This window comes from Caballeronia sp. LZ029 (assembly GCF_031451275.1).
GTDB classification, from domain to species: domain Bacteria; phylum Pseudomonadota; class Gammaproteobacteria; order Burkholderiales; family Burkholderiaceae; genus Caballeronia; species Caballeronia jiangsuensis.
The window spans coordinates 1049861-1065111 of record NZ_JARUXO010000003.1 but is presented as its reverse complement, the minus strand read 5'-3'; the positions used below and the strand labels follow the sequence as shown (position 1 = coordinate 1065111).

Below are 15251 nucleotides of genomic sequence, written 5' to 3'. Positions count from 1 at the left end.
CACTTCACACCGGCCGCGGCACAGGCGATTGGCTGAATGGCCCGGCAGTAGCGAGTGCCCCCACAAGCAGACAAGGGCTTGGACCGCGCACGGTCTGACTCATCGCACCACACAACAAACTGGTTCAGCACCAAATAGCTCCGGCCTGCTACGCGGCCGATGGGTCAATCGGGTTTGCAAGCGCTTCTTCTTCGACGGTTTCCCTTGCATACCCAACGGCAGCGCGAAGCGCTGTGCCGAAGCTATTTGGTGCTGAACCAGCGCCCTAAAACCACTAGCTCGTCAGACCGTGCGCGAGCCAAGCCCGATTGGGCCTGTGAGGGTGACACTTAGGCGAGTGCCATCGACGGCTGGCAAGCATGGCCAACGTGCGTGTGACCGCGGGCTTAAACGAGCTGCTTTCTTTGGTTACTTTCTTTGCAGCAGCAAAGAAAGTGACCCCCGCCCCGGGGAGGGGCAGTGCCAATAGACCACCACGCTAACGGGATCCGGCGAGAAGCATCCAACGAATCAAACGCTCTAGCCACCCCCCCTATACCCCATGCGCACCCAACCGAGCGACATACCAACGCGAAAACTGCTCCACATAACTCTCGGTAAACGGCGAGAACACAGCCGGCCGAAAAGCCGGATCCTGCGTACCCTCATGCGTGATCTCGACAAGATGCTTATCCTGCGCATTCGTCGCGACCCACACTTCCGTCAGATCCTGAATCTGATAGTCGACACCTTCCACAGCATCCGCGTGCACAAGCCACTTCGATCGCACGAGCGTTTTATCCGGCGCAAGCGGAATAATGTACGAAACCACCGCATGATCGCTCATCACATGCGTCCATGAGTTGTGCGTCCAGAGATGCGTGTCGCCCAGATCGCGCCGCTGCAGATCGCCGAGCAGCTTTTCGCTTGCGACCTTCGTGCTGATGGTCTGCGACTCGCCGTGCCCCGCGATGACGAGTTGCTGCGTTCTGAACTGCGTGACGGCATCCTCATCCAGCCATTCGACGGTCGCACTCGTGAAGCCATCGCTTTCCCAACTCGCCTGACAAGCCGCGTTGCGTTCCTTGTAAGCCTCGATTTCGCGCAGCGCTTCCTCGGGAAGATTCTCGGGACAGAAGCCGAAATCCTCGGGCAAAAACGAAGCAGTCAGTTCCGGATGAGTCGCGGCGCAGTGATAGCACTCGCGATTGTTCTCGATCACGAGCTTCCAGTTGCCGTTCTCGATGATTTCCGATTCGAACGCGATCTTCGTGTTCCGCATATCGTAAGGCGCGAATCGCGGCGCCATCGTGTCTTCGAGCTTCGCGATATCCGCCGGCGGTTCGTCGGCGAGGCACACGAAGATATGCGTGCCGACGATGCGCGTATGCACCGGCAGCAAACTGCGGCACTTCGGATCGAAATCGCGGCCCATGTGCGCGGCGTGGCGCAGGCTGCCGTCGAGATCGTAGGTCCATTGGTGATACGGGCACACCAGCATGCCGACGGTCGATTTCCCCGGCTCCTTCAGGCGCGCGCCACGATGGCGGCAGACGTTCCGATAGGTGCGGATATTCTCGTCGTCATCGCGAACGATGATGATCGAAGCCCGGCCGATATCCACCGTCGAGACATCGCCCGGCTCGGGCACGTCCGCCGTCACGCCGACCAGAATCCAGTGCTTATGGAAAAAGACCTCGACGTCCGTCTCGAACACGTCCTGCCGCCCGAACAGCTCGCCGGGCAATCCGTGACCGGGCTCGCGGCTGCGGATCAGTTCGCCATGAGTCTTGAATTGCACTTCGGACATCGTCGCTCTCCATCGTTCAGGGATCGGGACTTCGTGTGGTCCCGCGATAACCTGAGTATTGGATCGCTAGAAATTAGCGTCAATGCGCTTTATTTTCGATCTCGGATTACTTTGAATTATGCGTGCGCATCGTCGCGCAGCCACTCGATCAGCGCGGCGATAGGGGGCGTGATGGCGCGGCCGTGCGGCACCACGGCAAAGTACGAATCGCCCGGCCTGAACGATGCCACGTTCAGCCTCACCAGCTCGCCGCTTTCGAGAAAATCCTGAACGAGCCGGCCCCAGCCGAGCGCGACGCCCTGGCCGTAACGCGCGGCCTGGATCGCGTCGGTGTAGAGGCTGCAACGCAGCGAAAAATTCAGACGCATCGGCCGGAATCCGACCGCATGGAACCACTCTTCCCAGCCCATCCAGCCTTCGGATGTCGAATCCGATTCGACCAGCACGCAGCCCGCGAGCTCTTCCAGCGACGCCGGCTCGGCCTGCGCTTGGAGCCATGAAGGGGAACAGACCGGAAACACTTCCTCGTCGAAGAGCAACGTCGCCGTGCCGTCCGGCCATACGCCATTGCCGAAGCGCACCGCGACATCGATTTCCTTGTGCCGCAAATCCGCCGTGAACATCTGGGTCGACAGCCGCAATTGCAAATCGGGCTGCACGGCCTTGAGCGACGCGAGCCGCGGCAAAAGACGGAAGTGCGAGAACGCGGAAGTCGCGGCCAGCACGAGCTCCTGCTGCACGGGGCCGCGCGCGATGCGGTCGAACACGCTCGCGATCTTCTGCATCGATTCCGCGACGACGCGGTACAGCGCCTCGCCTTCCCCGGTCAGTTCGATCGCGCGATGCAGCCGGCGAAAAAGCCGCGTGCCGAGCGTCTCTTCGAGGAAGCGGACCTGCCGGCTCACGGCGGCCTGCGTGACGCCCAGTTCATGCGCCGCGAGCGTGAAGCTGCCGAGACGCGCGACCGCTTCGAACTCGACCAGCGCGGTCACCGACGGAATGAGCCGCCGATACCCCTTCGGTTTTTCGGTCGCCGGTTTCATGCGGCGCTCAGAGAACGGCCTTCGATTCGGCCGCGGGCCATCCCTGCATCATCGTGGCGATCTCCTCGTCGAGCCATTGGCGAAACTGAACGTATTCCGGGCGGGATTTTGCATTGCGATGCGTGATCACGTAGTGATGACGATCGTGGAACACGAGCGCATCGTCGACGGGACGAACCAGTTTTTTCTGCTCGACCTGACGATGCACGAGATGATGCCAGCCGAGCAGCGTCCCCTCGCCCGCTTCGGCCTGCGCGACGAGCAACCGGTAGTCGTTGCTCTCGAGATCGTCATGCTGATCGAGGCGTTCGGAACCGTCGCCTTGCTGATACCAGTTTTTCCACACGCGCCAGTCGACGTGCTCGCACACTTGCGCGCGCCCGAGCAGCGACAGGCTCAGCGTCGGATGCGCGAGCAGATCGAGCGGCTTCAACGTGCGTCCGTGAAAATAGCGCTCATAAAACGGAACGCTGCATACCGGATAAACGATGTCGTGAAAGAGCGGCTCGACTTCATACTCCGCCTCGCGCGGCGGGTTCTTCGTGATGATGACATCGGGCTCCATGAGGTCGTCGAGCTCCATGAAGTGCTCGGTCACCATCACATGCAGGCGGATATTCGGAAAGCGCTGGCGAAACGCGGGCAGCCTGAACGATAGCCAGAGCGCAGAAAAAGTATGAGAGATGCAGAGCGTCAGCGCGTGACGATCGACGCGCCGCACCGCCTGCGCCGCCTCCGCGATATTCATGATCGACAGATACGATGCGTTGTAGAGAATGCGGCCCGCGTCGGTCAGCGCGATATGTCTGCCGGTACGCTCGAACAGCGCGACTTCGAGCGTGTCTTCGAGTTCCTTGATCTGCCGGCTCACGGCCGCCTGCGTGACGCACAGCACTTCCGCGGCCTGCGTGAAGCTTTCGTAACGCGCCGCGGTGACGAAACACCGGAGTGCGCGCAGCGATGGCATCTGGGCGAGAAGCCGGTCCGCGAACTGCTGTTTCTTCTGCATGCGAATCACCTTCGAGGGGCGCGTTTGTCGTTTGTTCGTCGTTATCCACGCCCTTGCACGCGGCGCATGATATGGTCGAGCGCCTCCGCGTAGTGCGCGTACGTGCCCCGCTCCGTGAGCTCGCGGTTGAGCTGCTCGTTGAGACCGCCGGGCGTGCTCGCGTGCCCGATCATCGCGGAGAAAGGCTCCATGCCTGACGTCGCTTCATGAGCGAGCCCCACATGATAGCCCGACAAAAACGACCGGGCCGACGCATACGGCACGCCTTGCGCGACGAGCCACGACGCCTGTTCCTCGAGCAGCGCGAAGAAGGCGGCCATCGTCGCGGTCGCGGCGGAAAGCGCGTCGAACTGATGCTCGTCGTCGACTTCGACGGCTTCGCCGAGCGGCGCGAACAGCGCACGTGCGATGTCGTCGCGCGGGCAGATCGCCGTACTGCCCTTGCCTGCCGCGACGGCGGGCAGCGGCACCGCGCGCACGATCCTGGACGAACGGCGCACGAACGCCCCGATCTGATCGAGCGACTTCCCCGCGATGAAGCTGATGACGTGATGCCGCGCATCGAAGGTCAGTTCGTTCAGGACGTCCGCCGCGATCTGCGGCACGACCGCAAGACACACGACGTCCGATGTATCGAGCACATCCTGATTGCTTTCGCAGACTTCGATGCGCGCATCGAGCGCGGCCAGCCGCGCCGCGATCTTCGTATTGCGCGGCGACAGCGCCACGCGCTCGAAAGACACGCCGAAACGGATCATGCCGGTCACGACCGCCTCCGTGATCGTGCCGGTGCCGATGAAGCCAATGCGCATGTTGCCTCGTCCGATGGTCAGTCGAGCTTCAGCCAGGTCGTCTTCAGCTCGCAGTATTGGTCGTGCGCGTAGACCGACTTGTCGCGTCCGCCGAAACCGGACTGCTTGAAGCCGCCGAAGGGTGTCGAAAGATCGCCCTCGCCGAAGCAGTTCACGGTCACGGTGCCCGCGCGAATGCGCGCCGCGACTTTCAGCGCCTGATTCACGTTATCGGTCCACAGCGATGCCGCGAGTCCGTAGCACGTATCGTTCGCGATGCGCACGGCCTCGTCGACGTCAGCATATTCGATAAAGCACACGACCGGGCCGAAGACCTCGTCGCGCGCGATGCTCATCTCGGGCGTGACGTTGTCGAAGATGGTCGGCTCGACGAACCAGCCGCCCGTTTCAGTCAGCGTCGCATTGCCGCCGCTCGCGACACGCGCGCCTTCCGCCTTCGCCTTCTCGATATGGCCCAGCACCTTGCGGTAATGCGCTTCCTCGATGAGCGAGCCGAGCTTGACATCGGGATCGAGCGGATCGCCGACCTTCCAGCCTTCGAGCACGGCCTGAACCTTTTGCAGCAGTTCGGCCTTCTGGCTCTTGTGCACCAGAATGCGCGAGCCCGCGCTGCAGTTCTCGCCCATGTTCCAGAACGCGGCGGCGACGGCCTGCTCCGCGACGGCATCGAGATTGGCGACATCGGGCAAGACGACTTGCGGATTTTTCCCGCCGCATTCGAGCACGACGCGCTTCAGGTTCGTATCGGCGGAATAGCGCAGGAAGCGCTTGCCGGTTTCGGTCGAGCCCGTGAACGCGATGAGATCGACATCCGCGTGCGTGCCGAGCGCCTGACCCGCGCTTTCGCCGAAGCCCGTCACGACGCTGAACACGCCGGAAGGCAGGCCCGCTTCCAGCGCGAGGTCCGCGATGCGCAGCGTCGAGAGCGAAGTCTGTTCCGCCGGCTTCACGATGACGCTATTGCCCACCGACAGCGCCGGCCCGATCTTCCACGCCAGCATCAGCGCCGGAAAATTCCACGGCAGCACCGCGCCGACAACACCGATCGGCTCGCGCGTGATCATGCTCACGACGCTCGGACCGGACGGCGATAGCGCGTCGTATCGCTTGTCCGTGACCTCGGCATGCCAGCGGATGCACGCCGCCGATTCGGGAATGTCGAGCCCCATGCATTCGCTGATCGGCTTGCCCGCTTCGAGCGCTTCGAGCAGCGCGAGTTCTTCGGCGTTGTCGTCGATCAATTGTGCGAGACGTTGCAGAACCGCCTTTCTCTGCGCTGGCGCGGCCTTCGACCACACGCCCGATTCGAACGCCTCGCGCGCCGCGACGACCGCGCGGTCGATGTCCTTCGCGTCGCACTTCGCGACTTCCGCAAGCACCTTGCCGGTCGACGGATTCAGCGTGTCGAACGTTTCATTCGATGCGGCGTTGCAGCGTGCTCCCGCGATAAATGCGCGGCCGTCGAGCGACAGATGCTCGGCCTGACGTTTCCAATCCTGATGCGTCGTCATGTCATGTCCTCACAGATTCAAAGTTCGGCGCCCGCCGAGAATTCCTTCACCCAGATTGCCGCCGATACCGCGACGTCCGCGATCGGCCGCATCGGCAGCGAGCGTGGATGCGGCTGTTTCAGCAGTTGATTGATCAGATCGTTCGATTGCCCCAGCGCGTGTTCGGCGATGAGCTTGCCTGCCGCCGATCCGCGGCTCAGGCCGAGGCCATTGCAGCCGACTGCTTCGAATACGCCATCCTCGCGTTGCCCGAAGAGCGCGCCGTTGTTCGCCGAGAGGCACAACGCGCCGCCCCATGTGTATTGCAGTTCGACATCCTTGAGCATCGGAAAGCGCCGGTCGAACGAACGCTGATGCAGATGCTTCGCTTTCGCGAGATCGCCTTCGGATACCGAGAGATTAGGCCGGAACGCGAAATGGTTGCGCACGCAGATACGGTTCGTCGCGAGACGGCGCACGGTGGTGCCCATCGGATCGGCGGGAATGAGCGCCCACGAGTTTGTTCCGCCGAGTCTTGCGATCTCGTCGCCGGTCATCACGCGCGACATCGACGCGAACGTATAGACCGGCAGCAAGCCGTTAGGATGGCCGCCGAAGGTCGCCGCATACGCGTTGGTGCACAGCACGACGCGCTTCGCCTCGATCTTGCCGTTCGCAAAGCTCAGGACGTTGGTCTGCCCGCACGTTTCCATGCCCTTCACCGCGCTCAGTTCGAAGACCGTCACATTCGACGGCTGCGTCGCGGCGAGGCCGCGCATGAGCGCCGCCGGCTGAACCGTGCTGCATCCTGGCGTGAAGAGCGCGCTTTGATAGAAACGCGTGCCCGTCACGTTGGCGATCGCGGCTTCGTCGAGCCACTCGCACGGCTCGCCGATGCGCGCGAGTCCATCCGCAAAATGAGTCAGCGCAGAGTGACCCTTCTTGTTCACCGACGCGTGATACTTCCCGTCGTCGCGCCAGTCGCACTCAATGCCATGAGCCTTGACCGTGCTGCGCACATAGTCGATGCCGTGCCGTTGCAGGCGCACGTCCGCCTTGTCGGCCTCGACACTGCGCGAATAACTTTCGCTGCTGATGTCATGCGGCAAATCGACGAAAAAGCCGGAATTGCGCCCCGCTGTCGAACGCCCGACGCGATCCGCTTCCACCAGCGCGATGGCTGCATCCGGCGCAAGTTCGGCAAGCCGCCGCGCCGCGCACAAGCCCGTGATGCCGCCGCCGACCACCACGAAGTCGAAGCGCTGCTCGCCTGTCACGCTTTTCGCGGGCGCGGCGGGCGGCAGACTTTCCCACCAGCCGTTCACGCCATCGGGTGCGGGAAACCGCACGAAATCCAGTTTCGAGGCCATTCACGTTACTGAGCGTTGCGCAGCAAGGGTTGAACGATCTTGGCGAAGGCACTGCGCTCTTCGTCGTTGAGCGTGCCGAGCGGCGCGCGCGCATTGCCGACGCGCGTGCCCGCGAGTTCACATCCATAACGCACATACTGGATGAATTTGCCGCTGCGCTCCAGCAGTTCGAGCACCGGAAGCAATTGCGTCATCAGCTTGCGGCCAGCGATGAAATCGCCGCGCTTCACGCATGCTTCGAGCAGATCGGTATGCGCTTCGGGCAGGAAGTTCGAAGCACCCGCGACCCAGCTTCGCACGCCCCACGCGAAGAACTCGAGCGCCTGATCGTCCATGCCGCAACTGAGGACGAAGCGCTCCGGCAGATGCGTCGCGAGATGATGCAGATGAGCGATATCGCCCGTGCTTTCCTTCATCGCGGCGAAGTTGGGGCGCGCGATCAACTTGTCGAGGACTTCGTCGCCGATCGCCGTGCCCGTCCGCGCCGGAAAGTTGTAGAGCATGATCGGCATGTCGAGCGCGTCATCGACCTTCAGCAGGTGAGCGAGCAACTCGTCCTGCGTCGGCTGCGTGTAATACGGCGCCGCGACGAGCAACGCGTCATAGCCCGCGCGCTTCGCTTCCTGGCCGATACGTACGACTTCCTTCGTCGTGGTCGCGTTGATGCCCGCGGTGAGGTACGTCTTTCCGCCGACCGCCGACGCCACCGTGTCGAACGTCTTCACGCGCTCGTCGAAGCTGAGCGCGTAGTATTCGCCGGTGGTGCCGCCGACCCCCATGCCCGACACGCGGCCCACGAGACTGGCGGCGTGTTTGCCGAGCATCTCGTGATCGATTTCGCCGTCGTCCTTGAACGGGGTGACGAGCGGAGTATGAACGCCTTCGAAGCTCATGATTGTGTCTCTCTGATGAAAGGATAGTGTGTGGTCATGCGCGATGCGCGTCAGACGAGCGCTTCCGCATGTGAATAAATCGGGTACGTGCCGCACAACTCGCGCACGCGGGCGCGAACCGCGCGCTCCACGTGCTCCACGTGCTCGTCGCCATTGGGCGCATGTTCGAGCGCGGCCAGCACGTCGAGAATCATTGCGCCGACCTGCTCGAACTGGGCGACGCCGAAGCCGCGCGTCGTCGCCGCGGGCGTGCCGAGGCGGATGCCTGAAGTCACGCTCGGGATCTCGGTATCGAACGGAATGTTGTTCTTGTTGCACGCGATGCCCGCGCGCTCAAGCGCCTTCTCCGCCTGCACGCCCGTGATGCGCTTGCCGCGCAGATCGACGAGCAGCAGATGGTTGTCCGTGCCGCCCGTCACGAGGCTCAGCCCGCCCGCCTGCAATACCTTGCCGAGCGCCTGCGCATTACGCAGCACGCGATCGATGTAAGCGGTGAAATCGGGCCGCAGCGCTTCGCCGAACGCGACCGCCTTGCCGGCGATCACATGCATGAGCGGTCCGCCCTGCAAACCGGGAAACACCGCCGAGTCGATCTTTCTGGCGATGTCGCCGTCGTTCGTGAGAATGAAGCCGCCACGCGGGCCGCGCAGCGTCTTGTGCGTGGTGGACGTGACCACATCGGCGAACGGCACCGGATTCTGATGCCGCCCCGCCGCGACGATGCCCGCGATATGCGCCATGTCCACCATCAGCCACGCGCCGACGCTGTCCGCGATCTCGCGGAACACCGCGAAATCGAGCGCACGCGGATACGCCGAACATCCCGCGATGATGAGCTTCGGGCGATGCTGCTCCGCCATCCGCCGCACCTCGTCGTAATCGATGCGCAGCGTATCCGCACTCACGCCGTACTGAACCGCGTTGAACCACTTGCCCGACAGCGCGGGGCGCGCGCCGTGCATCAGATGCCCGCCCGCATCGAGCGACATGCCCATGACCGTATCGCCGGGATTGAGCAGCGCGAGCATCGCCGCGCCGTTCGCCTGCGCACCCGAATGAGGCTGCACGTTGGCGAACTCCGCGTCGAACAGCGCCTTCACGCGATCGATCGCGAGCGCCTCGATGCGATCGACATGTTCGCATCCGCCGTAGTAGCGCCGCGACGGATAGCCTTCGGCGTACTTGTTCGTGAGGACGGTGCCTTGCGCCTCCAGCACCGCCGACGACACGATGTTTTCGGATGCGATCAGTTCGATCTGCGTCTGCTGACGGCGCAACTCCAGAGCGATCTCCGATGCGATCACGGGATCGTGGCTCTGCAGGCTCTGGCCAAAGAAGCGCGAATACTCGTTCACGAGAAAGACTCCGAGGGTGTCGTGCAATACAGCTCTACGAGGCGTTAAACGCAGACTTCACTGCGCGAGCCACGCCTTCACCTTGTCCGGATGCGCGTCGACGAACTTCTTCGCGGCCGTCGCGTAGTCGTTGGTCGAATTGCCTTCGAATTCGATCGACTCGACATCCGCGAGCGTCAGCTTGAAATGCTTGAAGAATACATCCGCACGCGGAAACTTGGTCGCGAACTGCTTAGATGCGAAAGCGTGAACCTGCTCTTCGCCACCGAGCGTGCCTTTCGGGTCTTTCAGATAGCGCATCTGCCACTTCTGGAACAGCCAGTGCGGGCTCCATACGGTCGCGACGATCCATTGCTTCGATCCATATGCGCGCTGAATCGACGCGAGCATGCCGGCCTCGCTCGCCGATTGCAGCTTGTAGCCCGACAGGTCATATGCTTTGATGGTCTTTTCCGATGCCTGCATGAGACCGCCGCCCGGCTCGATGCCCTGGATCACGCCGTTGAGCTGCTTCTGCACCTCGGGCTTTTTCAGGTCTTCGATCGATGAAAGCTGCGACTCGGGCACATATGCCGGAACTGCCCAGCCGTTCTTGCCGCCCGTGTAGATGATGCCGACGTCGTCGAGCGTGTCCTTGTAGCGCGCGACATACTGGCCGTGCGTCACCGGCAGCCATCCGCCGACCATGATGTCGAGATCGCCGCGCGACACGCCCTGATACTGGATGCCGATATCCGCCTGAACGAACTGCACCGGCTGCTGGAGCTTCGTTTCTAGCACGTACTTCGCGACATTGGCGACCGCGAGCACATCGGCCCAGTTCGTGACGGCGACTTTGAGAGGCTCGGCCGAGATCGCCGGATTCGCACCGGCCCCGAACGCCACGATGGCCGGCGTCACGATCTTGACGATCAGGGATTTTATAAAGCTGTTATTCATTTCGGACTCCATATCTTGCGGTTCAGGATTTGAGATATTGGCGACGCTGTGCTGCTCAGGTCTGAGCGGTGTTTTCGGCTGGGGCAGGCTTGACCGGCGTGGAGATGACCTTCTTTTTCTTCTTCGACTTCACGCCGAAACTCTCCGTCAGCCGGTCGAGAATGATCGCGAGCAACACCACGCCGAGGCCGCCTTCGAAGCCGATGCCGATATCGAGCCGCTGAATGCCGCTCAGCACGTATTCGCCGAGCCCGCCCGCACCGATCATCGATGCGACCACCACCATCGACAGCGCCATCATGATCGTCTGGTTCACGCCCGCCATGATCGAAGGCAGTGCATTGGGCAACTGAATCTTCCAGAGCAGTTGCGCATCCGTGCTGCCGAACGATCGGCCCGCTTCGAGCAATTCCTCACGCACCTGGCGAATGCCAAGCGTCGTCAGGCGCACGACCGGCGGCATGGCGAAGACGATCGTCGCGATCACCGCGGGCACACGTCCGAGACCGAACAGGATGACCGCGGGAATCAGATAGACGAACGCGGGCATCGTCTGCATGAAATCGAGCAGGGAACGCAGCACGACTTCCACACGCCGGTTGCGCGCACCCCAGATGCCGAGCGGCACGCCGATCACGAGACTGAAGAAGGTCGCCGCGACGACGAGCGCGAGTGTCGAAGTGGTCTGCGCCCAGAGGCCCATGTAGTTGATCACATAGAGCGCCGCGCCGACGAACACCGCGAACACGACACCTCTTCTCCACAGCGCGAGCGCCATGAGAATCACGAGCATCACGATGAACGGCACCGCGCCGAGACCATCTTCGAGCAGCTTGATGACTGCGCCGAGCGCGGCCGAGAATGCGTCGAAACCGCCGCGAAAATGCGAGAAAAGAAAGTTGACTGCGTCTTCGGCGGCCTTTCCAAAAATCGAGGAATTCATGCTGCTCTCCGCTCCATGACCTGCTTGAGAATCGTGCGGCAGGACACCACGCCCGCGAGTCTGCCCTGTTCGTCGGTGACCGGCACGTCGTGCTCCTGGCCGAGCGCAATAGTCGCGAGTTGATGCAGATCGGCTGTCAGCGGGACCGCCGCGACATCGCGCAGCAACGCGTCGCTGATCGGCCGGTTGCCGGTCTTGTGCAGCGATGCCGGCGTCACGCAGCCCTGATAGCGCCCTGCCTCGTCGCAGACGTAGCCGCATTCGGCGCCGCTGTCGATCAGGCCGTTCAGATAGCGCTCCGACGGCGCGCTTGTGTTGCACGCGATGAGACCGCGCTCGACCTTCGTCATCAGGCTCGATGCTTCGAGAAAGCGCGATACGTCGACATTGCGGAAGAAGTCGCGCACGTAATCGTCGGCGGGCGACTGGATGAGTTCTGCCGGCGTGCCCACTTGAATCAGGCGGCCGTCTTTCATGATGCCGATGCGCCCGCCGATCTTCACCGCTTCTTCGATATCGTGCGAGATGAACACGATCGTGCGCTGTTCTTCCTTCTGCAGGCGCAGAAGTTCGTTCTGCATCTCGAAGCGGATGAGCGGATCGAGTGCGGAGAACGCTTCGTCCATCAACAGCACCGAAGGATTCACCGCGAGCGCGCGAGCAAGACCGACGCGCTGCTGCATGCCGCCCGACAGTTCGCTCGGCAACAGCTTCTCGTAGGAAGCGAGGCCGACGCGCGTCAGTGCGGCGCGTGCGACTTCATAACGATCCGCCTTCTTCTTGCCCGCGACTTCGAGGCCGTAAGCAATGTTGTCGATGACCGAGCGATTCGGCAGCAGCGCAAAAGACTGGAACACCATCGCCATTTTTTCGCGGCGCACGGCGCGCAGTTCGGGCGTGCTCATCGGCGCGATGTCGCGGCCTTCGAGAATCACTTGTCCCGAGGTCGGCTCGATGAGGCGGTTGAGCAGACGCACGAGCGTCGATTTGCCCGAGCCGGAAAGGCCCATGATGACGAAGATCTCGCCCGCGTTGACCGCGAGGCTCACATCGTCGACGGCGACCATGTTGCCGGTCTGCGCGAAGATTTCGTTGCGGCCGAGGCCCTGGTTCAACAGTTCCTGAGCGCGCTCCGGCTTCGCGCCGAAAATCTTCGAAAGGTTTTTGACCGTGAGGATCTCGGTCTGGGACGCCGCAACCGATCGTGCCGGCGATACGGTTCCCGACTGCGAGGGAGCCGGATTCGTGACGTCGTTCGGTGCGAGAGTCAGGTTGGGAATCATCGGTTCAGTCACCTGGCAAGTTCGAGAAAGGGATTTGTCGCTGCCGGTACATCTCGGCGTTCTTTGCGTTGAATGAAGCGTACATGGCCAATTTCGATCACCCACCGACATTTTCTGAGCACTTTCCGATACTTCTGGTAATGCATGCGAGCAGTGCAGAAGCTGCCTAAGCATGGTGCGGCGCTGCGCGTGGGCCGCGGAACCAGAGCCGGCGCGGCTTTGCGGCGACGAGATGGGCGCGTGGACGAAGCGCGCCACGCGACCTTTCAAAAGAGACGCTAGGGAATGCACCTAGCCGGAGCCGTCCGGATGACTTTTTCTAGTGGTAAAGACGAAAAAACGCCGCGCATGGGCGCGGCGTCGAGGGGGAAAGTCAGCAAGCGAATTACCCGAAGGTGAAGCTATACGCCTGCGCGCCGGGATCGAGAAATTCGATTTCGAAAGTGCGATCGACGACCGCGCCCGTCTGACGCACGAGCTGATAGAGACGCGCGTTCGTCACGACGCCGCTGCCGTCGGCGGCGATATCCGCGCCGTGTGACGCGCCCGGCGCTGCGCCATCGATCGTCACGCGAAAGCGCACCGGCTTGCCATCCGGCGACGGCCCGAGCACGAGATGCAGATCGCGCGCATGAAAGCGATACGCGATGCGTGCTTGCGGCGCGGCCGGCACCGCCGCCTCTGCGCCGACGTTCCACTTTCCATCGAGCGCCCAGTCGTTGAGCGAGAGTCGCGCGGGCAGCGTGTAGGTTTCGATGGCATCGGGCATCACACGTTGCGGCGACGCGAAGCCTTGCGCCTGCCGGTAGCCCACATAGGTCTCGTCCGAACCGATGTCCGCCGGATCGGCCGCCGCCTGCGTGCCGCTGCCCTGCACGCTTTGCGCATCGCGGGCGGTCATCGTCGCGCCGTTATCGGCGAGCAACTGGCGAATCGCGTTCTCCGCTTCGCTGTATCCGCCTTCGCCGAAGTGATGAAAGCGCACGCGCCCTTGCGCATCGACGATATAGAACGCCGGCCAGTACTGATTGCCGAACGCGCGCCAGATGCCGTAGTCGTTATCGACGGCGACGGGGTACTTGATGTTCAGATTCGCGAGGGCGCGCTTCACGTTCGCGGTGTCGCGCTCGAAGCCGAACTCGGGCGTATGCACGCCGATCACGACAAGCCCGTCATCGCCATAACGTTGCGCCCATGTCTTGAGATACGGCAGCGTGCGCAGACAATTGATGCACGAATACGTCCAGAAGTTGACCACGACGACCTTGCCGCGCAATGCATCGGCGGAAAGCGGCGCGGAATTGAGCCAGGTCGTCGCGCCGTCGAGCGATGGCAACTTGCCCTGAACCGGCAGCGTGGCCATCGTCGATACGCGCATGATGCGCGCGCCCTGTCGTGCATCGTGCGAAGTCTGTTTAGCCTTCAGCACGCCGACGAGCTTGCTCTCGATGCCGTTCGTCGGCGCGCCGGGGATATGTGCGAGCACGCGCGTATCGAGGCCCGTCGCTATTGCGGCCACGGTCAATACGACGAGCGCGCCCGTTGCACGGCGCAGATGCTCGCCCACGCCGAACGAACGCTTGAGCCTGTCCAGCGCGCGCTTGCCGAGGCTCGACGCGACCGCGAGCGAACTCGCCGCGCCGATGCCATACGCGGCGAGCGCCGCAGCCGTGTGCCAGTTCGCGCCATGCAAGGCCGCGCTCGTGAGAATCACGCCGAGGATCGGCCCCGCGCACGGCGCCCACAGCAGCCCGGTCGCCGCGCCCAGCAGCATCGACGAAGCGATGCGGCGCGTCGTGCCCTGTGTCTGCGAACGCGCGACGATTCGATCCGCGAGCGCCGACAGCGGACGCGTGAGCCGCTCGGCAATCGACGGAAACAGCAGCGCCGCGCCGAACAGCCCGAGCGTGCCAAGCGCGATCCAGCGGCCGTATTCGTTCAATTGGGCGGCGCCCGCGAGACCCGCGACGCCGATGCCGGTCACGAGCGCGAACGTGCCCGCGAGCCCGATGAGAAGCGGCAGGCGATCGGTGACGAAGGGCTTGTCCGAGCGCGCGAACACGAACGGCACGACCGGCAGGATGCAGGGGCTCAGCACGGTGAACACGCCGCCGAAGAATGCGATGACGATGAGTGACATGAGATCGGTGTTCCGTGGAAATCGGTTGGACGGACCGGCATCGAACGCCGGGGAAGTGGCACATCTGGCCATGTGACGTATTTCAGCGCCTTCATGTATCGCGTGAATTTCAGAAACGGCGCGCCGTGCAACGCCATGTATCAGCCGCGCTGCCGGATACATGGCGATACAAACGGGACACGCGC

The 15251-nt window shown here is 62.9% G+C and carries 12 protein-coding genes; all 12 read right to left on the bottom strand.

What is annotated here, in order from left to right; genetic code table 11:
* Positions 1–532: 532 nt before the first annotated feature.
* Entirely contained in the window at positions 533–1789 is a 1257-nt protein-coding gene (locus tag QCE73_RS24275) for an aromatic ring-hydroxylating dioxygenase subunit alpha (protein WP_309883910.1), read from the bottom strand.
* A 116-nt stretch (positions 1790–1905) separates the two neighbouring features.
* Positions 1906–2832 carry a LysR substrate-binding domain-containing protein gene (locus tag QCE73_RS24270; protein WP_309883909.1) on the bottom strand — a complete coding sequence of 309 codons (927 nt, stop codon included), beginning with the start codon at positions 2830–2832 and terminating at the stop codon, positions 1906–1908.
* Between the two features lie 7 nt (positions 2833–2839).
* Positions 2840–3841: a LysR family transcriptional regulator gene (locus tag QCE73_RS24265; RefSeq protein ID WP_035499801.1), complete on the bottom strand. Its 1002-nt coding sequence runs from the start codon at positions 3839–3841 to the stop codon at positions 2840–2842.
* 41 nt (positions 3842–3882) lie between these two features.
* A complete protein-coding gene (locus QCE73_RS24260) occupies positions 3883–4653 on the bottom strand; it encodes a pyrroline-5-carboxylate reductase (protein ID WP_309883908.1) in 771 nt (256 codons plus the stop codon).
* A 17-nt stretch (positions 4654–4670) separates the two neighbouring features.
* Positions 4671–6164, bottom strand: coding sequence for an aldehyde dehydrogenase (locus tag QCE73_RS24255; protein WP_309883907.1), 1494 nt, complete (start codon positions 6162–6164; stop codon positions 4671–4673).
* A 17-nt stretch (positions 6165–6181) separates the two neighbouring features.
* Complete coding sequence (locus tag QCE73_RS24250; RefSeq protein WP_309883906.1) at positions 6182–7513, bottom strand: FAD-binding oxidoreductase; 1332 nt, start codon at positions 7511–7513, stop codon at positions 6182–6184.
* A 5-nt stretch (positions 7514–7518) separates the two neighbouring features.
* A complete protein-coding gene (locus tag QCE73_RS24245; RefSeq protein ID WP_309883905.1) occupies positions 7519–8406 on the bottom strand; it encodes a dihydrodipicolinate synthase family protein in 888 nt (295 codons plus the stop codon).
* A gap of 50 nt (positions 8407–8456) precedes the next feature.
* Complete coding sequence (gene glyA, locus QCE73_RS24240) at positions 8457–9761, bottom strand: serine hydroxymethyltransferase (protein WP_404989797.1); 1305 nt, start codon at positions 9759–9761, stop codon at positions 8457–8459.
* 57 nt (positions 9762–9818) lie between these two features.
* Complete coding sequence (locus tag QCE73_RS24235; protein WP_035499794.1) at positions 9819–10700, bottom strand: glycine betaine ABC transporter substrate-binding protein; 882 nt, start codon at positions 10698–10700, stop codon at positions 9819–9821.
* 55 nt (positions 10701–10755) lie between these two features.
* The gene (locus tag QCE73_RS24230) at positions 10756–11643 is read right to left on the bottom strand and encodes a proline/glycine betaine ABC transporter permease (RefSeq protein ID WP_309883904.1); all 888 of its coding nucleotides are present in this window, start codon (positions 11641–11643) and stop codon (positions 10756–10758) included.
* Positions 11640–12926: a glycine betaine/L-proline ABC transporter ATP-binding protein gene (locus QCE73_RS24225; RefSeq protein WP_309883903.1), complete on the bottom strand. Its 1287-nt coding sequence runs from the start codon at positions 12924–12926 to the stop codon at positions 11640–11642. The genes QCE73_RS24230 and QCE73_RS24225 overlap by 4 nt, the downstream gene beginning before the upstream one ends.
* A gap of 385 nt (positions 12927–13311) precedes the next feature.
* Entirely contained in the window at positions 13312–15066 is a 1755-nt protein-coding gene (locus QCE73_RS24220) for a cytochrome c biogenesis protein DipZ (protein WP_309883902.1), read from the bottom strand.
* Positions 15067–15251: the final 185 nt, after the last annotated feature.

Excerpts from the sequence above, each read along its gene's own strand:
- QCE73_RS24275 (WP_309883910.1), bottom strand. The coding sequence starts at position 1,789 with ATGTCCGAAGTGCAATTCAAGACTCATGGCGAACTGATCCGCAGCCGC.
- QCE73_RS24270 (WP_309883909.1), bottom strand. The coding sequence starts at position 2,832 with ATGAAACCGGCGACCGAAAAACCGAAGGGGTATCGGCGGCTCATTCCG.
- QCE73_RS24265 (WP_035499801.1), bottom strand. The coding sequence starts at position 3,841 with ATGCAGAAGAAACAGCAGTTCGCGGACCGGCTTCTCGCCCAGATGCCA.
- QCE73_RS24260 (WP_309883908.1), bottom strand. The coding sequence starts at position 4,653 with ATGCGCATTGGCTTCATCGGCACCGGCACGATCACGGAGGCGGTCGTG.
- QCE73_RS24255 (WP_309883907.1), bottom strand. The coding sequence starts at position 6,164 with ATGACGACGCATCAGGATTGGAAACGTCAGGCCGAGCATCTGTCGCTC.
- QCE73_RS24250 (WP_309883906.1), bottom strand. The coding sequence starts at position 7,513 with ATGGCCTCGAAACTGGATTTCGTGCGGTTTCCCGCACCCGATGGCGTG.
- QCE73_RS24245 (WP_309883905.1), bottom strand. The coding sequence starts at position 8,406 with ATGAGCTTCGAAGGCGTTCATACTCCGCTCGTCACCCCGTTCAAGGAC.
- QCE73_RS24235 (WP_035499794.1), bottom strand. The coding sequence starts at position 10,700 with ATGAATAACAGCTTTATAAAATCCCTGATCGTCAAGATCGTGACGCCG.
- QCE73_RS24230 (WP_309883904.1), bottom strand. The coding sequence starts at position 11,643 with ATGAATTCCTCGATTTTTGGAAAGGCCGCCGAAGACGCAGTCAACTTT.
- QCE73_RS24225 (WP_309883903.1), bottom strand. The coding sequence starts at position 12,926 with ATGATTCCCAACCTGACTCTCGCACCGAACGACGTCACGAATCCGGCT.
- QCE73_RS24220 (WP_309883902.1), bottom strand. The coding sequence starts at position 15,066 with ATGTCACTCATCGTCATCGCATTCTTCGGCGGCGTGTTCACCGTGCTG.